General features: G+C 53.4%; 22 protein-coding genes. 8 read left to right on the top strand and 14 right to left on the bottom strand.

All coding sequences use genetic code 11. The features are described from left to right. Window positions 1-20: 20 nt before the first annotated feature. The 3 genes from MTX78_RS21455 to MTX78_RS21445 all read right to left on the bottom strand — a co-directional run bounded on the left by MTX78_RS21455 (window position 21) and on the right by MTX78_RS21445 (window position 3,457). Window positions 21-1,442 (bottom strand): MBOAT family O-acyltransferase, encoded by a 1,422-nt coding sequence (locus MTX78_RS21455; protein WP_394805598.1) that lies wholly within the window; start codon window positions 1,440-1,442, stop codon window positions 21-23. A 701-nt stretch (window positions 1,443-2,143) separates the two neighbouring features. Continuing rightward, window positions 2,144-2,623: a hypothetical protein gene (locus tag MTX78_RS21450; RefSeq protein ID WP_243798198.1), complete on the bottom strand. Its 480-nt coding sequence runs from the start codon at window positions 2,621-2,623 to the stop codon at window positions 2,144-2,146. Between the two features lie 177 nt (window positions 2,624-2,800). Beyond that, entirely contained in the window at window positions 2,801-3,457 is a 657-nt protein-coding gene (locus MTX78_RS21445; protein ID WP_243798197.1) for a hypothetical protein, read from the bottom strand. Window positions 3,458-3,738: 281 nt separating this feature from the next. On the opposite strand from MTX78_RS21445, the gene uvrA reads away from it, so the two are divergent. Then, a complete protein-coding gene (gene uvrA / locus MTX78_RS21440; protein WP_243798195.1) occupies window positions 3,739-6,759 on the top strand; it encodes an excinuclease ABC subunit UvrA in 3,021 nt (1,006 codons plus the stop codon). Window positions 6,760-6,955: 196 nt separating this feature from the next. Here uvrA and MTX78_RS21435 read toward each other — a convergent pair whose 3' ends face one another. From MTX78_RS21435 to queA, 6 genes are all read right to left on the bottom strand, one after another. Continuing rightward, the gene (locus MTX78_RS21435; RefSeq protein WP_243798194.1) at window positions 6,956-7,555 is read right to left on the bottom strand and encodes a DUF4142 domain-containing protein; all 600 of its coding nucleotides are present in this window, start codon (window positions 7,553-7,555) and stop codon (window positions 6,956-6,958) included. A 350-nt stretch (window positions 7,556-7,905) separates the two neighbouring features. Further along, window positions 7,906-8,559 carry a DUF4142 domain-containing protein gene (locus MTX78_RS21430; RefSeq protein WP_243798192.1) on the bottom strand — a complete coding sequence of 218 codons (654 nt, stop codon included), beginning with the start codon at window positions 8,557-8,559 and terminating at the stop codon, window positions 7,906-7,908. 77 nt (window positions 8,560-8,636) lie between these two features. Then, entirely contained in the window at window positions 8,637-8,858 is a 222-nt protein-coding gene (locus MTX78_RS21425) for a hypothetical protein (RefSeq protein WP_243798191.1), read from the bottom strand. A 40-nt stretch (window positions 8,859-8,898) separates the two neighbouring features. Next, window positions 8,899-9,474: a DUF4142 domain-containing protein gene (locus MTX78_RS21420; protein WP_243798189.1), complete on the bottom strand. Its 576-nt coding sequence runs from the start codon at window positions 9,472-9,474 to the stop codon at window positions 8,899-8,901. Window positions 9,475-9,834: 360 nt separating this feature from the next. Next, window positions 9,835-10,575 (bottom strand): 2-C-methyl-D-erythritol 4-phosphate cytidylyltransferase, encoded by a 741-nt coding sequence (locus tag MTX78_RS21415; protein WP_243798188.1) that lies wholly within the window; start codon window positions 10,573-10,575, stop codon window positions 9,835-9,837. A gap of 93 nt (window positions 10,576-10,668) precedes the next feature. Further along, window positions 10,669-11,721, bottom strand: a complete 1,053-nt coding sequence (gene queA, locus MTX78_RS21410; RefSeq protein WP_243798186.1) for a tRNA preQ1(34) S-adenosylmethionine ribosyltransferase-isomerase QueA — start codon at window positions 11,719-11,721, stop codon at window positions 10,669-10,671. Window positions 11,722-11,932: 211 nt separating this feature from the next. On the opposite strand from queA, the gene MTX78_RS21405 reads away from it, so the two are divergent. From MTX78_RS21405 to MTX78_RS21390, 4 genes are all read left to right on the top strand, one after another. Continuing rightward, a complete protein-coding gene (locus MTX78_RS21405) occupies window positions 11,933-13,195 on the top strand; it encodes an ABC transporter permease (protein ID WP_243798184.1) in 1,263 nt (420 codons plus the stop codon). 217 nt (window positions 13,196-13,412) lie between these two features. After that, on the top strand, window positions 13,413-14,276 hold the full coding sequence (locus MTX78_RS21400) for an LOG family protein (RefSeq protein WP_243798183.1): 864 nt from the start codon (window positions 13,413-13,415) through the stop codon (window positions 14,274-14,276). A gap of 162 nt (window positions 14,277-14,438) precedes the next feature. Further along, entirely contained in the window at window positions 14,439-15,083 is a 645-nt protein-coding gene (locus MTX78_RS21395) for an RBBP9/YdeN family alpha/beta hydrolase (RefSeq protein WP_243798181.1), read from the top strand. A gap of 127 nt (window positions 15,084-15,210) precedes the next feature. Then, window positions 15,211-16,326 (top strand): lycopene cyclase family protein, encoded by a 1,116-nt coding sequence (locus MTX78_RS21390; RefSeq protein WP_243798179.1) that lies wholly within the window; start codon window positions 15,211-15,213, stop codon window positions 16,324-16,326. A gap of 22 nt (window positions 16,327-16,348) precedes the next feature. On the opposite strand, the gene MTX78_RS21385 is transcribed toward MTX78_RS21390, so the two are convergent. The 5 genes from MTX78_RS21385 to MTX78_RS21365 form a co-directional block, all read right to left on the bottom strand. Further along, entirely contained in the window at window positions 16,349-18,214 is a 1,866-nt protein-coding gene (locus tag MTX78_RS21385) for a PAS domain-containing sensor histidine kinase (protein ID WP_243798178.1), read from the bottom strand. Window positions 18,215-18,295: 81 nt separating this feature from the next. Further along, window positions 18,296-18,745, bottom strand: a complete 450-nt coding sequence (locus MTX78_RS21380; protein WP_243798176.1) for a BLUF domain-containing protein — start codon at window positions 18,743-18,745, stop codon at window positions 18,296-18,298. 383 nt (window positions 18,746-19,128) lie between these two features. After that, complete coding sequence (locus MTX78_RS21375; RefSeq protein WP_243798175.1) at window positions 19,129-19,884, bottom strand: ABC transporter ATP-binding protein; 756 nt, start codon at window positions 19,882-19,884, stop codon at window positions 19,129-19,131. Between the two features lie 53 nt (window positions 19,885-19,937). Further along, window positions 19,938-20,159, bottom strand: a complete 222-nt coding sequence (locus MTX78_RS21370; RefSeq protein WP_022821757.1) for a DUF2795 domain-containing protein — start codon at window positions 20,157-20,159, stop codon at window positions 19,938-19,940. 142 nt (window positions 20,160-20,301) lie between these two features. After that, the gene (locus MTX78_RS21365) at window positions 20,302-21,600 is read right to left on the bottom strand and encodes a DUF349 domain-containing protein (protein WP_243798173.1); all 1,299 of its coding nucleotides are present in this window, start codon (window positions 21,598-21,600) and stop codon (window positions 20,302-20,304) included. A gap of 378 nt (window positions 21,601-21,978) precedes the next feature. Between MTX78_RS21365 and ettA the strand changes: the two genes are divergently transcribed. The 3 genes from ettA to MTX78_RS21350 are packed head-to-tail and all read left to right on the top strand — an operon-like array spanning window position 21,979 to window position 25,696. Then, the gene (gene ettA, locus MTX78_RS21360; RefSeq protein WP_243798171.1) at window positions 21,979-23,646 is read left to right on the top strand and encodes an energy-dependent translational throttle protein EttA; all 1,668 of its coding nucleotides are present in this window, start codon (window positions 21,979-21,981) and stop codon (window positions 23,644-23,646) included. Between the two features lie 29 nt (window positions 23,647-23,675). Beyond that, the gene (locus MTX78_RS21355) at window positions 23,676-24,749 is read left to right on the top strand and encodes a phospholipase D-like domain-containing protein (protein WP_243798169.1); all 1,074 of its coding nucleotides are present in this window, start codon (window positions 23,676-23,678) and stop codon (window positions 24,747-24,749) included. Next, on the top strand, window positions 24,746-25,696 hold the full coding sequence (locus MTX78_RS21350) for an HNH endonuclease (protein WP_243798167.1): 951 nt from the start codon (window positions 24,746-24,748) through the stop codon (window positions 25,694-25,696). Before MTX78_RS21355 ends, MTX78_RS21350 begins: the two co-directional genes overlap by 4 nt. Window positions 25,697-25,709 lie beyond the last annotated feature (13 nt).

Raw genomic sequence — 25,709 nt, 5'->3', positions numbered from 1 at the left:
AGATTATAAGTCGGCATAAGTTAGAATCTGAAATAAATAAATGGGTTGAACGAGTTGCCAATTATAGCGCCAGCGCTGAGCACAAGCAGCACTGTTGTAGCTAGGGTAAGGCCAACTGCACGAGGTATGCTCAGCTTCTCGCCAGACAGCATATTCACTTCCCAACGTTCTACGCGTGGCAAAGCAGCCATAAAAGCAAAGAGAATAGCTAAGCCGAGTGTGACCCAGAACTCATTGCTGAAGTAAGGGGAAGAGGTAGCTGAACTCCCACTAAACATTCGCTGTAAGTAAGCCAACGCCCCGGACAAGCTGTCGGCTCGAAATAGCACCCAGCCTACCACTGTCACCAAGAAGGTGGGAATGATACTGAGGACGCCCAAGCGCTTGGAAATGCGCAGCAGAAATAGGCGGTCGAGCACCAAGAATAAACCGTGGAAAGCACCCCAGGCAATAAAGTTCCAAGCCGCCCCGTGCCAGAAACCTGAGAGAATGAACACGGTCCAGAGATTAATGTAAAGCCGGCTAGGCTTCACCCGGTTGCCTCCCAAAGGGATATACAGATAGTCACGCATCCAGCGTCCTAGCGTGATATGCCAGCGTTGCCAGAATTCAGTAATGCTACGCGAAACATACGGGTTGTTGAAATTCTCGGGAAACTGAAAGCCCATAATTCGAGCTAGTCCGATGGCCATATCAGAATACCCTGAGAAGTCGAAGTATATCTGGAAAGTGTATGCCAAGGCGCCCAACCACGCCAATGGTGCCGATACATCGTTTAGGTTCAGGCCGAAAATACGGTCGGCTTCTTGGCCTAGCACGTTGGCAATAAGCACTTTCTTTGACAAGCCGATACCAAAGCGGAATAACCCCGCTAGTTTGTGGTCGACCGTATCGAAGGCTCGGCGGTCAGTAAGTTGGCCCGCTATTTCGTGGAAGCGTACGATGGGACCGGCAATCATCTTTGGGAACAGCATGATGTAGAGCATGAAATCCCAAAAGCTGCGTAACGGCTTGTTTACACCCCGGTACACATCAATGGTATACGTGAGCTTTTCGAAGGTGAAAAAAGAGATGCCAATTGGTAGCACCACTTTCTCCCATGTCAGCGCTGTTCCACCCAAAGAAGTCTTTACCGCACTAAAGTTTTCCAGAAAGAAGTTGGCGTACTTGAAGTAAAAAAGCATTGCCACATTAATAACAATGCTCATTGTTAAGTAAATCCGCTTTTGCCAACCTTCGGCTCGGTCCATAAGCCGAATCAAGAAAAAGTTAACTACAACAGAGGCCACAAACAGTGCCAGGAAATTGATTCCACCCCAAGCATAGAAGGCAATGCTCGCTATGAGAGCAACTGTATTCTTGAACTTATTAGGGGTAAGAAAGTAAAGAAGCAGAAAGCCTGGCAGGAAATAAAACAAAAAGAGAGTACTGCTGAATACCATATAATGTAGAGCGTATGTCTGCCCGAAAGTACAGGATTGGCGGTTGTTGAGCCCTAAAAGTCGATATAAGTTACTTATCCAATCCACAAACAGCCCCGCCCGTACAATGCGGAAGAGACTATTTGTGAATTAATGACTGACGCCGATATACTACTCCGGCGGGCCGCGCCTGTTGAGATGCCATAGACCTAGCACTCGGTGCGGTACCAACTGTTCACCAAAGCTTCGTTGGTGGTTACAACTACTTTGCTGCTTGTACAATTGGTGCGGGGCCTAGTAGTTCCAGCAACCTCTCGTGGTCAAAACCAACCTCGTAAATGCTTTCGATTCGAGGCTCATCGGGCTCAAATGGAGAACGTTCATCTTTAAGCTGTCTTTGATAAAGCACCAGATATTGCGCTTGGCAATGGGAACACGGGTAGTAAGAAACATTGAGCAAAGCGCCTTCTCGTTACTTGGTTCGCTCACGTACAAGTAAGATTCGAACCCATTTTCATCAATTGTATGATGAAGGTGCTGACCAAAAAGCTGGCCGGCCCAAGCTCAACCGTTGCACTTGTATGGGCAGTGTGTGCTTGCGCAAGCTAGTATTGCAAGCCAATAATTGAGAATTTCGCGTGCCGGGTCGGGTAGAGTCACTACAAAAAAAAGCGCCGAGCTTCTCGAAGAAGCTCGGCGCATCAGAGGCGAAAGAAACCCGGTTAGTGTTTGCCGTGGCCTTTCCCGTGGCCCTTGTTGCCTTTGTTGTTGCCTTCCACTACATATATCCCACCCGGAGCAGCGGCTCTTAGCTTCTTGGCTTGGCCGGGCGGCAAGCCTTTCCCGTTTTCTAAGCGTTTCACTTGGCCCGGAGGCAAGCTTGCAGGATATTGCGTGCGGTGTTGACCAATCTGGCCCCATGGCTGCGCGCCTACATAGTCGATAATGACTGGGTGAAACGATGAGGGAGAGTAGCCGCTAATATCGGAAACGCGCACCCATTGGTTGTCGCGCTGCACCACGTAGCGCTGGGCGCTGAGGTCATAATAGCCACCCACTTCGGGGATGTAGTAGTACTGTTTACCAGCCGGCACAGCAGGACCCCAAGATGGATGCGCTATTCGGCTGCGCCCTTGCGCTTGGCTTGAAAAAGAGATGCCTGTAAGCAATAGCGCTAAGGCAAGTTTGAGGATAAGTTTCATGGTAGAAAGAATGGTAGTGTGTGGTGTTGGTAGGACGAAGGCAAGAAAGAGGCCAAACTGTAGCGCAACTATCCAAGCGCGGCAATATCATGAGCATATACAATGCAAACTCGCTTAATGAAAAAGAGCGCCTTCTATGAAGGCGCTCTTTTTGAAAGTATTGGGTTAGCAGACCATTTACCAGCCTCGGCTCGGTCCTCGGCCACCGCCATAATTTGGCTGTCTGTCTCCATCGCGGCCTTGTTGTACCCCACGGTCGGGGCGGTTGGGGGCGTTCTGGTTGCTACGCTCGTCCCGGCGGTCGTAATAGCCGCGGGTGTTGCGCTGGTCGTACTCGTTGCTGCGTGCGTAAGGGCGGTTGTTGTAAGGGGCATTGCCGTAATTGCCCGGCGCTGGCCGATAGCCAGGAGCTGGAGTACGGTAGCCATAGTCGCGCCCGCCCCCATAGTAGCCGTTGTTTCCGTAATAGCGGCCGGGTTGCCAGCCACGTTGGTTGCAATAGGCTCGGTGGTCGCGGATAGAGTTCCACGGCTGCCGGCCTGCGTAGTGTATCACTACAGGGTGGAAAAAGCGAGGGTCGTAGTGAGCGTAGGGAGAAGGGAGGTATGGCGAGCTAACCCAGTAGCCACGGTCTAGGTACACGTACTGCTGCGTGTACAGGTCGTAATAGCCATCAATTTCCGGAATGTAGTAGTACGCTACGTCTGGCCCAACGGCCGGGCCCCAAGCCGGAGAACCCACGTTGACGTTTACACGAACTTGTGCCTGCGCGGTACTGGCGTGCAGTAGCAAGACCAGTAGTGCCACGAGGCCCGATTTTAGCATCAGTTTCATGGTTGAAATAGAAAAATGAAGAACAGCTTGCCATAGGCAATAACAGCGCCATTTATAGGAAAGAGCACTTCCTAAACCACACAGAATCAAGGCTGGAGTTAGAACTTCAGCTGTAGCGGGACTTTTAGGCTACCATCGTTGTTGTAGGCAGTCTATCCGCGCGTATCGTCGGCTGAGTGCTCTTGTTTATACCTGCCAAAACGCTTGGCAAATAAGCTATTCCGAGTAGTCAGAAGGTCGGGTTTTGCGTACCTTTGCAGACTTATTCGCTTCGCTAGTGCATGGCCAAAAAATCAACCGCAGCATCTTCTGCTGCATCGCCTAAAGCTCCCAAAACACCTAAGGCCCCGAAAGCTGCCGTGGCCCTCAAAGAGGCCCCAGTGGTAGTAGCCGAATTGGTTGCAGAGCCTACTCCGGTTCAGCCGCCGTTGGTTGCCAGTCCGCTCAACGGCCACGCTGCCGATACCGAGGCGCCTTTCATTGAAGTATACGGCGCGCGGGAACACAACCTGAAGAACGTGTCGGTGCAGATTCCGCGTGGCCGATTGGTGGTGTTCACGGGTATTTCGGGTTCGGGTAAGTCCTCGTTGGCTTTCGACACGATTTACGCCGAAGGGCAGCGCCGCTACATGGAAACCTTCTCGGCTTACGCGCGGAGCTTCATGGGAGGCTTGGAGCGGCCCGACGTAGATAAGATAGAGGGCTTGTCGCCGGTTATCAGCATCGAGCAGAAAACCACTTCGCGCAATCCGCGCTCCACGGTGGGCACCATTACCGAGATATACGACTTTCTGCGCCTGCTCTACGCCCGCACGGCTGAGGCGTTCAGCTATGCCACGGGCGCCAAGATGATCCGGCAGAGCGACGATCAAATCATCAACTACATCTTGCAGCAGTTTGATGGCAAAAAGTTGGTGGTGTTGGCTCCCGTGGTGAAAGGCCGCAAGGGACATTACCGTGAGCTATTCCAGCAAATTGCTAAGCTCGGCTTCACCAAGGTGCGGGTAGATGGCGAACTGCTCGACATCACGGCCAAGATGCAGGTGGACCGCTACAAGATCCACGACATTGAAATCGTGATTGACCGGCTGGTTGTGAAGGAAGAGGACCGGTTCCGTCTTTCTGGCTCGGTGCAGAACGCCTTAACGCACGGCAAAGGCACCATGTTAGTGCTGGACCCCGACGAGAAAAGCGCGGCCAAAAAAACGCAGTTCTTCTCCCGGTTCCTCATGGACCCCGTCACGGGCATTGCCTACGACGATCCGGCGCCGAACACGTTCAGCTTCAACTCGCCCTACGGCGCGTGCCCTGTCTGCAACGGCTTGGGTGAGGTGCAGGAAATCACCGAGGAATCGGTGATGCCGGACCGCAAGCTAAGCATCAGCCGCGGCGGTATTGCGCCGCTTGGGGAGTACCGCGACATCTGGATTTTTCAGCAGCTCAGCGCCATCCTGAAACGGCAGAAGTTCAGCTTAAGTACCGCACTGGAAAAGCTGCCCGAGGAGTTGATTGAGCGGCTGCTGTACGGCATCACCGAAGACGAAGACGCCGACCCCAAAAAGGCCAATTACGCCGAGCCATTCGAAGGTATCATTCCGTTTCTGCGGCGCCAGATGGAATCTGATTCCGAAAACATTCGGGAGTGGATCCAGCAGTACACCCAGGCCAAAGATTGTCCGGAGTGTCATGGCTACCGGCTCAAAAAGGAAAGCCTGCACTTCAAGATGGACGACAAGCACATCGGCGAGCTGTCGGTGATGGACTTGAACGAGCTAGCAGACTGGTTTGAGGGCTTGGAAACGCGCCTGACCGATCGGCAAAACCTGATTGCGCGCGAGTTGCTTAAGGAAATCCGCAAGCGCATTGGGTTCCTGCTGGAAGTAGGCCTCGACTACCTGAATCTGCACCGCTCGGTGCGGACCCTGAGCGGCGGCGAAAGCCAGCGTATCCGCCTAGCTACCCAGATTGGTACCCAACTGGTAGGGGTGCTCTACATCATGGACGAGCCCAGTATTGGGTTGCACCAGCGCGACAACGAACGCCTAATCAAAGCCTTGCAACACCTGCGCGACATCGGCAACTCGGTGATTGTGGTGGAACACGACAAGGATATGATTATGCACGCCGACTACGTGCTGGATATCGGTCCGGGGGCAGGTATCCACGGCGGCCACATTGTAGCGTCGGGCACTCCGCAGGAGATTTTCAACTCGGGTAGCCTCACTTCGCAATACCTAAGCGGCCAAAAACACATCGAGCTGCGCAAGAAAAAGCGGACTGGGGAAGGGAAAGACTTGGTCTTGAAGGGAGCCAAAGGGCACAACCTCAAAAACGTAACGGCTAAGTTTCCGCTCGGCAAACTAGTAGCTGTAACAGGCGTGTCGGGTTCGGGCAAGTCGTCGCTCATTCACGATACGCTGTACCCCATCCTCAACCAGCACTTCTTCAACGCCAAGCGCGAGCCCCTGCCTTACGGCAGCATAGAAGGTCTGGACCTGATTGATAAGGTGATTGAGGTCGATCAGTCACCGATTGGGCGTACGCCTCGCTCGAATCCGGCGACGTACACTGGCGTGTTCACCGAGATTCGGCAGTTGTTCTCGTCGTTGCCAGAAGCTAAAATCCGGGGTTACGGACCAGGGCGCTTCTCATTCAATGTGAAAGGTGGACGCTGCGAAACCTGCGAGGGAGCCGGCATCCGGACCATTGAAATGAATTTCCTGCCCGATGTGCACGTGCCCTGCGAAACTTGCAAAGGCCGCCGCTATAACCGCGAAACGCTGGAAGTACGCTTCAAAGGCAAGTCCATCACCGACGTGCTGGACATGACTGTGGAAAAAGCAGTGGACTTCTTCGAGTTTCAGCCCCGTATTCTGCGCAAGATTCAGACCCTGAACGAGGTAGGCTTGGGCTACCTCACGCTCGGGCAGCAAGCCACTACGCTTTCCGGTGGGGAAGCCCAACGCGTGAAACTGGCTACCGAGCTCAGCAAAAAGGACACCGGCAAGACGTTCTATATCCTAGACGAGCCCACCACCGGTCTGCACTTCGAGGATATCAGCCACCTGGCTGATGTGCTGCAGAAGCTGGCCGATAAAGGCAACACCGTCCTCATCATCGAGCACAACCTCGACCTAATTAAGGTAGCGGACCACGTGATTGATATTGGGCCTGAAGGGGGCGCAGCGGGCGGTACTATTGTAGCGCAAGGCACGCCGGAGCAGGTAGCCAAATCAGGCAAAGGGCACACCAGCCGTTTCCTGGCCGAGGAACTGCGCACCAGCAAATACATGGAAGCGTAAGCAGCACATAATAACCGTACCCATTAATGACAGCGCCTGCTCTCCTATGGGAGAGCAGGCGCTGTCGTACGTATAGAATTGTCAGGCAGCATGCTAGTAAGCTGCAGAGTGCCTGCGGTAATTGTTCAGGACGCAAACACGAGGAGCCTTAGCACCCGCTAGAGCTCTTTTGTGTGTCAAGGAAGTACAGTACCTGTTATTTCAGTGCATTGGCCCGGTCGAACAGAATGCTCGTCTGGCTTTCGTGGGCGCGAAGCTTGGGCAGCATTTCCGTCACGTAGGCTAGCAGTTCAGGATTAGCTAGCTTGGTGGCCGCTTCGGCGTAACGCTTCACGGTGCGCTCGTGCAGGTCTTTCAAATCCCGCAAGTACTTCTTGTCGAAGCCCAAATACTTGCGGTCATCTACATCGTCGTAGATGCTACGGTCTTCTGTGCTCATCATGGTTGGCAGCGCAATGTTGCTACGTGAGGCAATGGCTTCTAGCTTCGTACCTGCTTCGCTGTGCTCTTGGTCCATGGTTTTGCCCCAGTCCTTGACTTCCTGCAAAATTGCTTTCTGCTGGGCTAGCTTACCGAGCGACACTTCCAGCATGTTGGCGCTAGCTGCCGCTACCGTAAACTCTGAATCGTACTTGAGTTGCTCTTTGGTATAGGTTGAATTGGAGGCCAGTGCCTTACTACGCTTTTTGTTGATCTTTTCAGCTTGCTTGGTTTGGGCTTGCACAGGCAGCGTGCTACCTACTATGCCACCGGCAAGTAGCAATGCAACAGCTAGGTGGTTGAATGAATTTTTCATAAGTCAAGAAGTCAGGCAAAGTGATTGTAAGAAAGCTAGGCAGGAATAGCACTAGCCACTTGGCTATACATCCCTAGAGAGAGGAGGTAGCAATCCGTTGCCTTATACTCAACCAGTAGCAAGTAGTTCGATAACGCTCAAATCGAGCTTTACTCCGCCTCACAGACGGTGTTAGCAATGCTGAGTCCAACCGTAGCGGTTGCGTCATGCCTTCCACAGGAGGATAATTTTAAAGCAACAAGAGAGACAATGCGCCCCTCATGACAAGACAAATTGTGAGGGAGTAAATAAAAAAAGCCGCTGCCCGATGAGGCAACGGCTTTCAGAACTAGCGGAAGCTAGCGTCTATTTTACATCATGCCGGCATGCTCTTTCGACATGTTCAGGTGCTTCTCGATTACGGGAGTGGTCTTGGTAATGAAGGTCTGCAGATCCGTGTCCTTGGTCATCTTTTGATGAGCAGCCATCGTGTTCATCGTCTTCTGATGATCAACTACCATCTGATCCATGAACTTCTTCTCCAATTCCTTGCCCGAAAGCTTTTCCATCTCTGCAGCTATGGCTTTGTGCTCGGCATCCATATCGGTAGGAAGCGTCACGCTTTTCTTCTGCGCAATAGCTTTCAAGTCAGCTGTCGACTTGGTGTGGTCGGTGATCATCATGTTGGCGTGCTGCTGTGCCATACCGGTAGCGCCCTTTTTCAGCGCAAGCTTGCTGAGCTGAATCTCGTTTTGGTCGCTGTGTGCCGCCGACATCATGAAGGTAGGGTCATCGCTGTGGGGTGCAGTAGGACCGTTAGGGTCCGCCATAGCACCACCGCCCGTTGCGTTGGCTGAGGCGGTGTCGCCGCTCATGCCAGTGGAATCCATGGTACCGGCTTCAGTGTTGGTAGGAGCACTGCCAGTAGCGGTATCGCCCTCGGCGGCAGTGGTTTCAGCGGATTGGCTACATGAACCTAGAGCGAGAAGCCCTAGACAAGAGGCACTAAAAAGAAAGCGTTTCATAGCGTGTTCGGTTGAGGTGTTTAAAGTACAACGTACTCTTTTTGACGAGCTTAGGTTATAGACGAGCTTGTTCTCTATTATTCGGTAGCCGTGGTTGAATCGGCATCAGCTGTTACTGTTGGGCCGGCATCGTTGTCAATTACCGTGGCATCAGCCTCAACTCCGCCTTCTTCAGCGGCTTTATCGATGTCGCTCACCGCTTCGCCAGCTGTTCCGTCGGTCCGTTGTTCGGTATTACCGCAACTGCTAAAGGAGAGAACGGTGGCGAGGGCAATGAGGGAAAGAAAGCGGGTTTTCATAGGGATTAGGGTTTGTGGTTGATAGGAAAACGGAGTGGTATTATTTGGGGAGTTTGTCGGCGGCTTGTTCGGCAGCCTCGCGGTGCTTCTTGAGTGTTGGCAGATACTTAGCGGCAAAAGCTCGAATATCACCGTCGTAAGCATCCTCGCTTAGGTCGTCGAACTCGTCAACGCTGTTCTTGTGGATGTCTTCCAGTAAGTCAAGGTACTTGCGGTCGAATCCTGCGCCATTGAGAGCAGTCAGTTCGCCAACAATCTTTGCTTGGTTTTCGCCGAGGTTGGTGGGCAGTACAATGCTTTTCTTCTGCGCCAGTGACTTCAAGTCGGCCTGCATATTGCCGTGTTCGCCAACTATCATTTGGGCGAGATACTTCACATCGGGAGAGGTAGCCTTGCGCTGGGCAATCTGGCTGATTTCCAGATTAGTCATGCTGCTGCTTGCTGCCGTAACCATGAACTCAGCATCGCGCTCCTGCTTTTCAGTCACTGCCTCGTCGCCGATGCGCTTTTCGTTTTGGAACTTGGCTTCTGCCACAGGGTCTTTGTTGCTTTCTCCTCCCGAGCAGGCTGCAAGCCAGGGAAGGATAAGTAAGGCACAGAGTTGAAAAAGGCGCATGACTTCGGAGTTATGTACAGGAAAAGCGAGGGATGTGTCAAGCTATACGGCAAGCTTAGCTAGCGGTTGGGGTAGAGGCAGATAGGCATCTCCCAAAATGCGACACTTGTCTTCTGCGTGGAGGTACTCGCTCATCGGTTCCTGAGCTGAAACAAGCCAGTGCAACAGCGCAACTACTGTATTCAGCGGAGCCATGTACTGGCAGTGTGCTTATTGGCCGTGTAGTACATGAGCTCAAGTATCCGCTCAAGCGCTAGAGAGTAGCTCAGGAATAACAGAAGGCCAGTTCCGTATGGAACTGGCCTCTAGACTATGTCCTGCCCATTGATTCTTACTGGCGGCTAGGAACGTCGCAACGTGTTAAAATTTAACCTCCTGCCGTAATAGCACTTCAGCCAGCAGCAAGTCTTCCGGAGTCGTGATTTTTAGGTTGCAGTAGTCGCCCGCCACTAGCCGGATAGGATGTAAGTCTTCCACCACACTGGCATCGTCGGTGAAGGTAGATAGTTCAGGCAGGTTATAGGCGCGCCGTAGTAGCTCTAAATCAAAGCACTGGGGGGTTTGCACGAGGCGTAGCCGGGACCGGTCTAGGGCATAGGAGCCTTGTTGACTCAGCCCCCGCACCGAGTCTTTGGGAGGCACTGCGGCTATGGCTGCGCCGTGCTCTAAGGCGGCGGCATACGTATTTTCAATAACGGATAGGGGAGTTAGGGGCCGCACCCCATCATGCACCGCTACTACACCCGTTGAATGCCCCGCTAGTTCGGCAAGGCCATTGCGTACGGAAGCCCACCGCGAAGCGCCACCCGCCACCACCACGTGCGGAATCTGTACTTGGTGCGTGGCGCACAGCTGGGTCCAACTAGCAAATTGATCTGGGGGCAATACTACTATCAGGGTGGTCACGCCTAGGGCCGGGGTAGCAAACCGGCGCAAGGTGTGTAGCAGCACCGGCTCCCCATTCAACGCCAGGAACTGCTTGGGCCGGTCGGCCCCCATACGGGTACCGCTGCCCCCTGCTACTATAATAGCAACGCGTGGCACTATGGCTGCCGAGGTAGCCAATGGCATTGCGGCGTTGGAAAGTTCTGATTCGGTCATAGTGTAGATGCAGGCACAAACAAAAAAGCCCCGCCACCGCAAGGTAGTAGGGCTTTTGATATTCTGGGGTGCTAGGTTACGCTGTCTTCTGCCTTACAGAATGAGCATTGCGTCGCCGTAGCTGAAGAACTTATACTTCTCTTTAATAGCCGTTTGGTAGGCTTCAATAAGGAGGTCGTAGCCAGCAAAGGCAGCGGCCATCATCATGAGCGTGCTTTCAGGCGTGTGGAAGTTGGTAAGCAGCGTGTTGGCTATTTTGAAATCGTAGGGCGGGAAGATGAACCGGTCAGTCCACCCTTCGTTGGCCTTCAAGCGCGAGTTAGCTGATACCGACGACTCCATGGCGCGCATAGAAGTGGTACCTACTGCGCATACCCGCTTCTTGGCATCCAAGGCCTTGTTCACAACCAGTGCCGAAGAAGCCGGAACAATGAAGTTTTCGGAATCCATCTTGTGCTTGGTCAAATCTTCCACGTCCACTGTCCGGAAGGTGCCTAGCCCTACGTGCAGCGTAACGGGTGTAATTTCTACCCCTCTGATTTCGAGGCGCTTCATTACCTCTCGGGTGAAGTGCAAACCGGCCGAAGGCGCCGCTACTGCCCCCGTGTGCTTGGCGTAGATGGTCTGATAACGCTCTTTGTCGGCTGGCTCAGCGTCGCGGGTGATAGACTCGCGAGGGAGTGGCGTTTCGCCGAGGTTGTGCAGTGCTTTGTAGAACTCTTCGTCGGAGCCATCGAACAGAAACTTGATGGTCCGGCCACGGGAGGTGGTGTTGTCGATAACTTCAGCTACTACTTCGCCTTCGTCGTCAAAGTACAGCTTGTTGCCTACCCGAATTTTGCGGGCCGGATCCACTAATACGTCCCAGAGGTGAATCTCTTTGTTGAGTTCACGGAGCAAAAACACTTCGATCTTGGCGCCGGTCTTTTCTTTGTTGCCATACAGGCGAGCAGGAAACACCTTGGTGTCGTTGACCACAAAGACGTCGCCCTCACCGAAGTACTCGATTATATCTTTGAACGTGCGGTGCTCGATCTTGCCGCTGTCGCGGTGCAGTACCATGAGGCGCGATTCGTCGCGGTTTTTAGCCGGGTGTTGCGCCACCAGGGCTTCAGGCAAGTCAAACTTAAACTCGGAGAGCTTCATATAGGCAGGAAAGGCAAAGGCAATAGCTGGGGAAGCTAAAGAAAATTTGAGTCGGCGAAAGTACGCAACGTAGCTTGATTTATCGTTACTTTTCGCCCGAAAAGGTGAAATAGTGAGATGGGTGCACAACGCGCTTGACCTTCAATCAATCCGTTTGTTATACCATTAGAACATTCCTCCTCACTGTTTCATCATCCCTCTCCTGCACCTTATGAAAGCTCTGCGTCTGACTTTGGAAAGCTTCCGCTTTGCGTGGCAAGCGCTGAAATCAAATCTGCTGCGGACAGTGCTTTCCTTGCTTGGCGTCACGGTGGGCATCTTCGCCATTATTGCCGTTTTCACCGTCGTCGACTCGCTGGAAGCCAACGTGCGCCAAAGCATGAGCTTCGTTGGCGATAAGGTGATTTATGTGATGAAAATGCCCTGGACTTTCGACCAACCCGACTATCCGTGGTGGCGCTATTTCCAGCGGCCTGCGCCTACGGTGCGGGAGTTTCAGCTTTTGCAGCGTAGCCTCTCTGATAACCAGCGCGGCGTGGCTATATATGCTGCCACGGGTGGCAACACGCTGCGTGTGGGTTCCAACAGTATGCAGGGGTGCGCACTCATGGGCGTCAGCTATGACTACCGCAGCGTTTCGGATTTGCCTATTGCCGAAGGCCGCTACTTCACCACGCAGGAAGTGGAAGCGGCGCGTAACGTCGCCATAGTAGGTGCTGATGTTGCGGCCAACCTGTATCCTAACGGCTCGGCGCTGGGCCAAGAATTCAAGGTGCGCGGCCTTTCCTTCACTATTGTTGGGATCGTCAAGAAAGAGGGCAAAAAGATTCTGGACACGCCCAGCAACGATACCAACTGCGTTATTCCGTTTGAGGCTTTCACTAAGATGTTTGCGTTGAGCACCAACGGCCTGACCGGGGTAACGCCTACTATAGCCGTGAAGGGCCGCGAAGAAGATGCCGGCCTTCTGGACTTGGAGTACGAGATGAAAGGCCTGATCCGCAACATCCGTACGCTCAAGCCTCGCGAGGAAGACAACTTCGCCCTGAACCGCCCCGAGATGATAGCCAACATGGTTGGTAAGCTCTTCTCGGTAATTGGCATTGCCGGCGGCGTTATTGGCTCGTTTGCGATGCTGGTAGGTGGATTCGGAATTGCCAACATCATGTTCGTGTCGGTGAAAGAGCGCACCAACATCATTGGCATCCAGAAGTCATTAGGCGCTAAAAACTACTTTATCCTATTTCAATTTTTGTTTGAGGCTATTTTCCTGTGTTTGATAGGAGGGGCTGCGGGCATTTTTCTGGTGTGGCTGATCACGCTAGTGCCCCAAGACTCGTTACCGCTCACGCTTTCCGCTGCCAACATCACATTGGGCCTCACCGTATCAGTGGTGATTGGGGTGCTGGCTGGGATTGTTCCGGCTGTAATGGCCGCCAACCTGGATCCGGTTATTGCTATTCGAAGCAAATAAAACTGCCTCGCAAAAGATAGTGCGTTGAGTAGCTGCTGGTTCGACAGACACTGCCGAGTATCGCAACTATTTGGCCATTCAATGTTAACAAATTGTTAATTTGCGCGTCCGTACTTTTGGCCGCTCTCGTTGTGTAGGGCGGCTTTCTCTTTTTCAAATTCCCCATTTCCTGGCAAGCTGGTCCCCCTACGGGCTTGTCAATCAGTAAGCAAACAGAATGTCTAAGCTCAAAAAAACCAGTCGGACCAAAGCTTCCGATGAAGCGCTCAATGCCGGTAGCGGCCAAACCATCCGGCAGCCGGATGTCAACAACAACAAGGTCACCAGCATTAGCGACATCCGAGAGCAAACTCACGGTCAGCGCACGGTGCAGCTAGACGATGAACAGCGTATCCGGCGGGCTTTCGTTGACAAAGACTGGAATGAAATCAAGATTGCCGACTCCTGGCAGATCTTCAAGGTGATGGCCGAGTTCGTGGAAGGCTTCGAAAAGATGTCGAAAATTGGCCCATGCGTGTCTATTTTCGGTTCGGCTCGCACCAAGCCCGACAACCCTTACTACCAAATGGCCGAGGAAATTGCGGCTAAGCTGGTGCGCCATGGTTATGGCGTGATTACGGGCGGCGGCCCCGGCATCATGGAAGCTGGCAACAAAGGCGCCCGCGCTGAAGGTGGCCGTTCTGTTGGGTTGAATATCGAATTGCCGTTCGAGCAGTTCAATAACGTCTACATCGACCCAGACAAACTCATCAACTTCGACTACTTTTTTGTGCGGAAGGTAATGTTTGTGAAATACGCGCAGGGCTTTATTGGTATGCCCGGCGGCTTTGGTACACTAGACGAATTGTTTGAAGCTATTACGCTGATCCAAACCAAAAAAATCGGGCGTTTCCCTATTGTGCTGGTGGGTACCGCCTACTGGAAAGGGATGTTCGAATGGATTGAGAAGGTGATGCTCCACGAAGAGCACAACATATCAGCCGAGGACATGCAACTCGTGCAACTCGTAGATGATGCTGCTTCGGCCGTTAAAATCATTGACGATTTCTATTCAAAATATCTGCTGTCGCCGAACTTCTAAGTTGCGCTTTCAGGCAGTAAAAAAGCCGGTTCTTCTGTGCAAGAGCTGGCTTTTTTGCGTTGTAGCCAGCTTAGTAATGTGCTGATAGGTAAATCATTGTTGCAATAACCTGCTTCCACAAAATCGAGTATTTTAGAACTCCCACCTCGAAATTCCCTGAGTATGCAAACGACTCCTACCCAAGCCGAAGTGAAAGAAGTGTTCATTGTGCCCCGCTGGGCCGGTGCTCCGCACGATGATTGGTACCCCTGGCTAGGCAATCAGCTACGGGCGGTAGCCGCCGAAGACGGAATCGAATACCGCATTCATACGCTGACCATGCCCGCCTGGGACCTGCCCATCATTGGGCAAGCAGTGGAGTACTTGCAGCAGGTGCTACCGCCCGAAAAGCTCAACCAAGATATTATTCTGGTGGGGCACAGCGTTGGGTGCTTGGCTATTTTGCACTACTTGGCTAATGTATCCAAAGCCAACCCGGCGGCCAAGCAGGTAGGAGGCGTGCTATGCGTAGCAGGCTGGTTTTCAGTGGATAGCCCTTGGCAGGATATTCAGAACTGGATGGATGCGCCCATCGATTTCGAGGCAGCTCGCAGCCTCATTCCAACTGACAAGATGATTGTGCTGCTCTCCGACGATGACCCGTACACATCAGGCTACCAAGACAACGAACGTCTGTGGGTGGAACGCCTCCATTCGCAGGTAAGCATTCTGCCCGGGCGGCAGCATTTCAGCGCCCAGCTCGATTTCGACGTGCGTGACGCGGTGCGCGACTTGGCAGGGGCTACATCTGCCTTGGCTCCTACCTAGCCGAAAAATGGATGTGGCGGCTATCAGTTAACTTGCAACAACTACCTCTACTAAGTAGGAAAACGGTGTGGCAGCAGACTCCAGATACGATTATCTTATAGTGGGCGGCGGCGCAGCAGGGCTCAGCTTGGCATATCACATCAGCCAAGAGCCAAAGCTCGCCGACAAACGAGTGCTGCTTATTGAGCCGGAAGTGAAGGATCAGAACGACCGAACGTGGTCGTTCTGGACGGATACACCCACTCTGTTCGATGGGATTGTGGCGCATGAATGGGGGAAAATTGCCTTCCGAAGCCCCCAGGTAGAACAGGTGTTCACGCTAGCCCGGCACCGCTATAAAATGATTCGGGGGCTGGACTTCTACACGTTTGTGGAGCAGGCCTTAGCGGCCTCACCTCAGTTCCGTCGCGTACAGGGCATAGTAGAAACGTTGGAAAACACTGCTACTGGGATTGTGGCGCAAACGGGCAACGGGGAATCATTCCAAGCAAAGTTCGCCTTCGACAGCCGCCCTCCGCAACTTCAAAAGCGCCCTGATAAGTACCGTTACCTGCTTCAGCACTTTGTGGGTTGGGAAGTGGAAACCACCACTCCCGTATTCAACCCCGAAACGGTGGAGTTCATGGATTTTCGGGGCGAGCAGCAGCACGAAGCTCGGTTCATATACGTGTTGCCGTTCAGCGAGAACCGGGCGTTGGTGGAGTACACGCTTTTCTCGGGCAAGGTGCTGCCGAAAGCAGAATACGAAGCCGCTATGCGCGAGTACCTGAGTAGCTTGGGCGTTGCTGACTTCCGAATTGTGGCCGAGGAAGTAGGAGCCATTCCGATGACGGACCACCCTCTACCCAGCACCGACGGCACACATATCATCAACTTGGGCACTCGTGCTGGCCGGGCGAAACCAAGCACTGGATATGCTTTCAAGCGTATCCAAGCCCATTCTGCTCGTCTGGTGCAGGCCCTAGCTGCCACTGGCCACCCGCCCGCCGACTCCACCGGCGACCAATGGCAGTTCCATGTTTTCGATACGCTGCTGCTGGATATTATGCAGCGCCAAGGCGAACGAACCCGGGACATTTTCAGTGAGTTATTTACCCGCAACACGCCCGAGCGAATCTTTGACTTCCTAGATGAACGCACGTCCAACTGGGAAAACTTGCAGTTGATGAACTCCGTGACGCCCGGTCCGTTTTTGCGCTCTATCACGCATCTGCTGCGCGGGCGGCCAGGGACACGAGCGTAGCTACCTCAGCCTATGCTATGTCCTAGGCATCGAACCAGTAGATGTTGAACGCAGTGCCTTCCCCCACGGTGCTGTTTACCTCTAGGTGCCCACCACGGCTCGTGATGATTCGCTGCACCAAGTAAATGCCTACTCCCGCGCCTCCAATCTGGGGATGCTGCCGCGCAAAAGGCTGAAACACTGGTGCTGGTACGTCCGGCAATATCATGCCCATGCCATTATCCTGTACCGTGAGCATGGGGTGCTGCGTGGCGGACAAGTGGCTCTTCACCGTTATGTGTGCGGGGCGCTCAGGATGGGCAAACTTGATGGCGTTGCTGAGTAAGTTGTGCAACACCGAGCGTAAGTTGGCACGGCCATAGGTTAGGGTAGGGGCTAGCTCGAAGTTCAACTCGATGACGGCATTCGACTCCTGTACTTGGGCCCGCAGGCCTAATAGCACCTCTTCTGCTACGCTTCGTAGGTCCAGAGGCTCGGCGGGAGCGGAGAGGCCACGTTGGTCTTGTACGGTGGCCGCCAAATCCTGCAGCGTAAGGTCGAGCTGACGCAATGCATCATCCACCATAGTTAGGATTTGGGCTTCCTGCGGGTCGTCGAAGGAAGCGCTGCGGCGTAGCTCATCAAACAAGCCGCGCAAGTTGAGCAACGGTTGCTTGAGGTCGTGAGAGGCTGTGTACACGAAGGTGTCCAGGTCGCGGTTGGTGCGCGCTAGCTCGTCGTATTGGGTTTGCAACACCTCGCGTAAGCGGTGCTGGTCGTCAACGTCGGTGCAGGCGCCAAACCAGCGCAGGCCCCGCGCGTCGGTGAGCTGCCGCGCCCGAATGATATGCCACCGGTAGCGCCCATCGTGCCGGCGCATTCGAAACAGCCCCTCAAATGCTTCGCCACTCGCAATGCTGTGCACCCACCGCCGCGCCGCGTTAGCCTGCTCGCTCGGATCCAGCAAGTTGATCCAGCCGGTAGGCCCAAGGTCTTTGCCGGTTAAGCCGGAATACTCCTCGGAGTACTGATTATAATAGTCTACAAAGCCCTCGGCAGTAGCCGTCCAAATTAGCTCCGGAATACTGTCGGCGAGGAAGCGTAACTCGGCTTCGCCACGGCGCAGGGCCTCTGATAGTTCGCGTTGGTCGTGCACCTCTGTTAGGGCGCCGTGCCAAAACACTGGTTTGTCGGGGGCTTGAAACTCGGGGAGGGCACGGCTCAATACCCACCGGTACTGGCCATCGTGTCGGCGCAACCGGTATTCGTAGCTCCAGCCGTTGCCAGCGGTGCGGGCCGCATCGGTCTGGTAGAGTACCCGCAGCCGGTCGTCGGGGTGAATCAGCAACGGCCACATGGCGTTCAGGTCGGCCGTAGGCGGCTGGCCCGTGAAGTAGTACCACTGCGGACTTACGTACTCGTAGTTGCCGCTGGAATCTACGCTGAAAGTGATTTGAGGTACTGTTTCGGTGAGCACCCGCAAGCGGGTATCTAGGCGCCGGGTTTCAATGGCCAACTCATGGGTTCGTTGGCGAACCTCTTCTTGCTCCGTCACGTCCACGGCAAACAGCAGCAGGCCACTCACCGGCCCGCCCCCTTCCCGGACGGGCTCCAAGGCAATATCATAATAGCGCATGCGTGGTGGCTCACTCTCCGTGCCAGGAAAAGGCAGCCGATAGGCTTTGGCCACGTAAGGTCGGCCCCGTTGGTATACCTCCTGCATCACGTTCAGCAAGTCGTCGGGAAGGCATCCTGGAGGATCGGCAGCGGGGCGCCCTTCTGTAGCAGAGCCTCCTAGAGCTGCTTGCATAGCTTCATTTACGAAACCATAGCGCAGTTCTGGGCCCTGCAAGGTTGCTACGCCGGCTGGCATATGCTGGAGAATGTCCCGCAGTTGCTGCTCACGCATACGCAGTACTTGGAAATAGAAAAAGCATACTTATGCTGATACTCCGGGTGAAGGACGAGGAAAAAAGCAAAATACCTGTAATTACTCTTGAGGGAGTACCGAGGTGGCAGTAGCGTCGGGCCCGAAAACGGCTATGCGCACCAAATCTACGAGTGTAGCATCGGCAATAGTTAGCGAAGTAAGGGCTGGAGGCATCCCACTAGGCAAGAAAAAGCCTTGCAAGGTTTCGAAGCCAGCTGGTTCCAGGGGGTGAAAGGCCATCGACCATTCTGCGAAGCTTCGCACGCTAATCGGCTTGTCTACCAGCTTCGTAACGTTGGAATGGCGTCCGTCGCGGGAGATTTTCTCGAACAGCGGTTCCAGTACGTCCGCTTCTCCCTCAATAAGCTGTGCAATGTTCCCGTGACTGTAGAATAAAACACCTGTCACATCGTGTCGGCCGTTGTCGCGGCGGCATTGATCCAACAGCAATTGTAAGTCTTGGTCGGAGAGCGGGCGCACTGCCCGGCTAATGTAAATAATGTGAATCATGCGGAAAAAACTGCTGCGCTATCTACTCTGGGCGGGTGTACGTGATTCTGTAAATTTAGTAGAAGCTCGTCAGCAAGGCGTGCAAAATAATTTCTGAATCCAGCTCAAAACACTGCTACCGTGAGAGAAGTGAAGCCGTTAACTACCCAACCACAACACACCCACTCCTGTTGCGTCCACTGCCAGAAGTAGTGCCTTCCACCTCGCCAACCTTTGGGGTCGATAGTGCTATACACGAAGCAGAAAGGGTATTTGTTCCTACTGTGCTTCGGGCGAGCAGTATAACGCTACTGTTTGAATAGCCTAGAGTGCATAGCGTAGCCAGCGCGCTTAGAGCTGAGAAGTTGCTGTCTGCCACCGTAGTCGGGAAGAGTGGTGTTGTTCTAAAGCGGAGAAGCTTCCAAAAATTCTTTCGCGGCGCGCACACTGCTGGGGGTAAGGGGTTCCAAGTATGGCTGAGGATGGGAGAGATTAAGCAGATAGCCAGATAACGTCAGTAAATTATCGAGGTCGTGGGTGATGCAGAGCACCGTTTTTCGTTGTTCTACCACCCACGCCTGCATCAAATCAAATACGCGGCGGCGGTAGTAGACATCGAGCTGCTGGGTGGGCTCGTCGAGGAGATACAGAGGGGCATCCTGCAGGCTGAGTTGGGCCAGCCATACGAGTTGCTGCTCTCCCCCAGAAAGCAGTGTGAAATCTTGGTCGGCAAGGTGGGTGGCAGTAACTGCCGCCAGCGCCGCATCAGCCAACTGGTAATCGGCGGTGGAGTACGTGCTGAGCAAGCCGTGTTGGCGGTAGCGGCCCATCACCACCAGCTCTCGTACCCGGATAGGAAAGCCTACTACGGTGCGCTGCGGCAGGTACGCCAGCAAGCCCGCCGTAGCTGGCCGACGAACGGTACGCAAATTGCGTCCGTTCAGCCAAACGTTGCCGGAGTATGGTAGCTGCCCGGTTATGGTCCGGAACAGGGTGGTTTTGCCGCAGCCGTTGTGACCCACAATAGCGACAAATGACGGGGTATCTACCTCTAAAAAAAGGTTGCGGAGCAGAACACGTGGTTCGTACCCCGCAACCAAATTCTCGGTGCGTAAAGCTGGTAACAGTTGAGTGTCGGCGGTTGATTGTTGGTCGTTCAACTAACTGGGTAAGAAAGCTCTTCGATTAACACGCAACACACAACACGCAGCAATTAATACTCGTCTTCGTTGAACATGAAGTCCTCCTTGGTCGGGTAATCCGGCCACACTTCCTCGATGCTTTCGTAAGGCTGGCCATCATCTTCCAAGGCCTGCAGGTTTTCCACTACTTCCATGGGAGCACCCGAGCGGATAGAGTAGTCAATGAGTTCATCCTTGGTGGCGGGCCAGGGAGCATCTTCCAGGTACGAAGCAAGTTCCAGCGTCCAGTACATAAGTGTGGGGGGTACTTAAAAGGTGGTCAAAAGAAAGGTAATTCCGGCTATCAAAAATCCGGCCGGAGCACTATAACTGACAACGTGACCAAAAGCGGCTTGTTGTAGTTGGCAGCAACGTAAGATAGGCGCGAAGGTTGGGCTACGCAACCAAGCGTTGGCGCAACATTTCGATTAAATCGTTTTTAGTGCGGATTTTTCGCTCGAAAGCACGGATTTTGCCTTGCAGCATCTGCCGGAACGCATCATTGGCCGGCGCAGAACTTAGCTTGCCGAGGTTCTCTTCTAGCGTGAGTTGCTCCTGCTGGTCGTATTTGATGAAGTCGCGCAAGGCTTGCACCCGCATGTTCACTTGCTCTTCGGGCTTGGCCGTGGCGTTTTCAGGCCGTTTGCGGATGAAGTGCTCTAGGGCGCTAAGCTCGAATACCCGGTCGCAGGCCAGAATGAACTGCTCCCACACTCTGTCTGATTCGGGGCCGCGTACTGGGCCCACCTTTTTCCAGGCTGCCTGCAGTTCCTTGGCCCGCGCCACTGCCTCCGACATGGGTCGGTTGAGTAGTTCCACTGCTTCGGCCACCAAAGCACGCTTGCGTGCCAAGTTGTCGTCGGTGGAGCTGTCCTTGGATTCAGTGCGCTTGCTCTCTATATGCACCTTCAGGCGCTCAAAGAAATGGTTGTGCGCGGCCCGGAACTGGGTCCATAGGTCGTTGGCTTGTTTGCGGGGCAAGGAGCCACCCACTTCTTTCCAGTCTTGCTGGAGCTTCTTGAGCTTGGCCGTGGTGCCTTCGAAGTCGGTGGAATCCTGCAACCCTTCCGACTGCCGGATAAGCGCCTTGAATTGCTCGGCCGCACGGTTGGTCATGGCCTTCTTCTCGTTCTGGAAGGCCTTGCGCCGCATGAAAAACTCGTCGGCAGCCACCCGAAACCGGTTTTCCAGGTCGTCGGTGTGCTGCTTGTCTACGGGCCCTGTCTTGATCCAGGCCTGCCGCAGCTCCTGCAGTTCGTCGCCAGCGGTAGCCCAGTCCAGGGCGTTGTGCAGGGCTTCCACTTGCTGAATCAGGCTGATCTTGGTGGCCAGATTCTTTTCACGGTTGCGGGCCACGGTCACCTTAATGGCTTCCTCGGCCTCGGTGAGGCGGGTGTGCAGGCTTTCGAAGTCACCGAGAGCATCGTAGGAAGCTACTTGCTCCTTTAGGTGCAGGGCCTTCATCAGAAATGAACCCTTGTTTTCGGATTCCTCTATCTTCTGCAGCAAATCTTCTACTTTGCCCCGGAATAGCTCGAAGCGGTTGGCAAAATACAGCAAGGAAGCATCCGCAGATTCTTTCACTTGCCCCACTTTGCGGGCCGGCAGATTCATAAATGGTTTGAGCCACACTTCGTCGCCCTCGATGTAGCCGTAGCGGCGGGCTTCTGCCAGCAGGTGGTCTTGTTGTTCCATAAACTCAAATAACGCGAAGGCGAATCGGTGGTGGTAGGATGAAAGAGCGTGGAGTAGTACCCTAAAATGGAAAGATGTGCAAGTTTACGTCTTGTTGCAATATATGCTGCATTCTGCACAGGTGGCAAACCAAGCAGCTGCTGGCTACCTTTGACAATGCCGGCAATGGCAGAATGCTTGTTCAGCCGAACGTAAGCGCGGTTCGGAAGGTTGAGCGGCCCTCGCGGGTAGGGCTGACCACTTGAAAAATAACACTTTTAGAAATCAGAAGACTTCACTGGTCTTTTATACTTACAATCAGCTTCTTTCCTGCATAAGCCAATAGGCAGGTCTTGGCACTAGCCCAAACTTCTGCAACATTCTTAAAAATACGTCCGCATGAGCGACCAGCCCACTATTATTTTCTCGATGGCGGGGGTAACCAAGGTCTACCCACCCCAAAAACAAGTTCTTAAAAACATCTACCTCTCGTTTTTCTACGGCGCCAAAATTGGCGTGCTGGGTCTTAACGGATCCGGTAAATCCAGCTTGCTGAAAATCATTGCTGGCGTTGATAAGCAGATCCAAGGCGACGTGGTGTTCTCGCCGGGCTACTCGGTGGGCTACCTGGAGCAAGAGCCCCAACTCGACCCCACCAAAGCCGTGATGGAAGTGGTGCAGGAAGGCGTGGCCGAAACTGTGGCCTTGCTTAAGGAGTTCGACGAAATCAACGAAGCCTTCGGGGCCGAAGACGCCGACTTCGACAAATTGCTCGAACGCCAGGGTACCGTGCAAGAGCGCCTCGACCAGCTCGACGCCTGGAACCTCGACAGCAAGCTGGAGCGCGCTATGGACGCTCTGCGCACCCCCGATGCCGACGCCATTATCGGCAACCTCTCCGGTGGTGAGAAACGCCGCGTGGCCCTCTGCCGCCTGTTGCTGCAAGAGCCCGACGTACTGCTACTCGACGAACCCACCAACCACCTCGACGCTGAAAGCGTGCTGTGGTTGGAACAGCACTTGCAGCAATACAAAGGCACCGTCATTGCCGTAACCCACGACCGGTACTTCCTCGACAACGTGGCCGGCTGGATTCTAGAGCTGGACCGTGGGGAAGGTATTCCTTGGAAAGGCAACTACAGCAGCTGGCTGGAGCAGAAGTCGAACCGCTTGGCGCAGGAAGAGAAGACCGAGAGCAAGCGCCAAAAAACCTTGCAGCGCGAGCTGGAATGGGTGCGCATGGCCCCGAAAGCCCGCCAGGCCAAGAGCAAGGCCCGCATTGCCGGCTACGACAAGATGGTGAACGAAGACGCCAAGGAGAAAGAGCAGAAGTTAGAGCTGTTCATTCCGGACGGCCCTCGCCTAGGTGGCCAAGTAATTGAAGCCGAAGGATTAACTAAGGCATTTGGCGACAAGCTGCTGTTCGAGAACCTAAGCTTCAATTTGCCGCAGGGCGGCATTGTGGGCATCATCGGGCCAAACGGAGCCGGCAAAACCACGCTCTTCCGCTTGATAACCGGTCAAATGGAGGCCGATGCCGGTAGCTTCGTGGTTGGGCCCACTGTGCAGTCGGCCTATGTAGATCAGCAGCACGAAAGCCTGGACCCCAATAAGTCGGTGTTCGAAACCATTTCGGGCGGTACCGAAACCATGCTACTGGCCGGCCGGCCCGTCAACTCACGCGCCTTTGTGAGCAACTTCAACTTCCGCGGCGGCGACCAGGAAAAGAAGGTAGCCATGCTCTCGGGCGGCGAGAAAAACCGCGTCAACCTGGCTACTACGCTCAAGCAAGGCGCCAACCTATTGCTGCTCGATGAGCCTACCAACGACCTGGACGTGAATGCTATCCGAGCCCTGGAAGATGCACTAGAAAACTTCGCCGGTTGCGCCGTTATTATCAGCCACGACCGGTGGTTCCTCGACCGTCTTGCCACGCACATTCTGGCCTTCGAAGGCAACTCAGAAGTGGTGTGGTTCGAGGGTAACTTCTCGGACTACGAAGAAGCCAAGAAGAAGCGCCTCGGCGACGTTGAGCCCAAGCGCGTGCGCTACAAGAAGCTGGGGTAATCCTTGATTTTGTATAAATATAATACCGAGTGCGCTCTAAAGGTTTATTGATTGCACTCGGTATTATATTTTTGAGGTTTAACAACCATCTGCAATATCCTGGCTTATGTTCAGGGCTTGTTTTTATTATGTCAAAATTTGTTACCGGCCGCGCATTAGCTGACGTGGTATATGATATTCTATTCGAAGCTAAACAACAACTAGTGCTTGTCTCGCCTTATATAAAGCTCGATGACTATTTCCGTGAAATTTTAGACCGACATGCTCACAATCCGGAGTTAGAATTAATAGTGGTCTTCGGAAAGAATGAAGGTAATGTTGCCCGCAGTGTTAGTAGAATTGACTTAGAGTACTTCGCTAAGTTTTCACACGTAACACTTGTTTATGCGCCAACGCTTCACGGCAAGTATTACGGTAACGAATCTAAAGGAGTAGTCACCTCAATTAATCTGTACGACTACTCATTTCAGAATAACATAGAGTTTGGGGTATGTACTGAAAATACTCAGCTAATCAACAAGCTGTTGGACCGCAGAACTCTTGATGGCCAAGCATTCGAACAGGCTATGCAAGTAGCTTCTTCACATGATGTCATTTTTGTACGTCGGCCCGTTTATAAGCTTCGTACTGGTCTGATGGCAAAACTAGCGGGTGCCTCCTTCAGTGGGAAAGATTATTTAGAGCCAATGGTGCTATTCGACGCCATAGGTGAATTACTCAACAATCAGAATTTTCCATCTTATAGAATTATCGAATTTCCTAAGCAAATTAAGTATGAGGAGACGGTTTATCAGGTTCGTCCTACTAGGGAAGAGGTAGAAGCAAGGTATCAATCACAGCCCTATTCGCCATCAAAAGCATTGCGCGATTCAAATCCGCTAACAAGTGCAATGTCTGTACATACTGCTGATGAACAGGGATATTGTATTCGTACGGGAGTGCTCATCCCTTTTAATCCAGATAGGCCACTTAGCTATGCAGCCTATAAAGTATGGGCAGAGTTTGGTAATGAAAATTATCCAGAACGTTTCTGTCATCGGACAGGAAAAGCTTCTCACGGTAAAACCAGTGTCCGTTATCCCGTACTCTATTTTCAACTTTGATAACCTCCTTATATCTCACTCGTTTTCGCAAGCTTAAAACCAGTCGCCTTAATGGCGAAGAAGCTCCTTATAAGCCTGCGTTACTGTTAGCCATATTGGAAGGCATTGAAGAAGGACTCATCCTTGATAACCGAATTGTAATCACGCCGGAATTGCTGGCGGCGTTTCAAAGTAATTGTCGTGACTTGAGTGTGTCAGGCCGGTTCAAAGCCAATAACTTTGCTCTGCCATTCTACCATTTAAAAACCGAAGGATTCTGGCATTTGCATGCACAGCCTGGCTTGGAGTTAGTGCTGACGTCTTCAGGTTCGCCACGTAGTTTAGGGCATTTGCGTCAGACAGTAGCATATGCGGCCTTAGATACTGATTTATGGCAATTGATGCAGGATGCGGCGACGCGCCACCAGTTTCGAGAGGTGCTGCTAGATCGTTATTTTCCTCAGACTCGATTCCGCTACCGACCCACTGCTGGTCCCGATATTCTGCGTGACTTGGGGCGGCAGATGCTGGAGGAGCCCGCAGCACTTTATCAAACTCGCCTTAATCTCGAAGATGAAGTAGAAACCGTCGTGCGTAGCGCTGTATTCAAGCGAGAGGTTTTGCAAGCATATGAATATACGTGCGCCATTTCTGGGCTGCAATTGTTGAGTACTGGCACGAGTGCCGTAGCGCCGCTACTCGATGCTTGCCACATTATGCCTTGGGCCGTAACCCACGACGATACCATTGGCAACGGGTTGGCTCTTACTCCTACATTACACCGCGCATTTGACCGTCATTTGCTGCACATTGACGCCGACTACCGCGTACGTATAGCCGATTCTATTGTTGAACTAGGCGGGGCGGCGCACGGTCTTACTCAGTTTGAGGGACAGCAGCTTAGGCTGCCGGCGCGGCCAGAATGGTGGCCACGACTAGAAGGTTTTCGGGAGAGAAGACGTGCTTAGCAGTGAATGGTGT

Source organism: Hymenobacter tibetensis, assembly GCF_022827545.1.
GTDB classification, from domain to species: Bacteria; Bacteroidota; Bacteroidia; order Cytophagales; family Hymenobacteraceae; genus Hymenobacter; species Hymenobacter tibetensis.
This window is presented reverse-complemented; position numbering and strand designations above follow the sequence as displayed.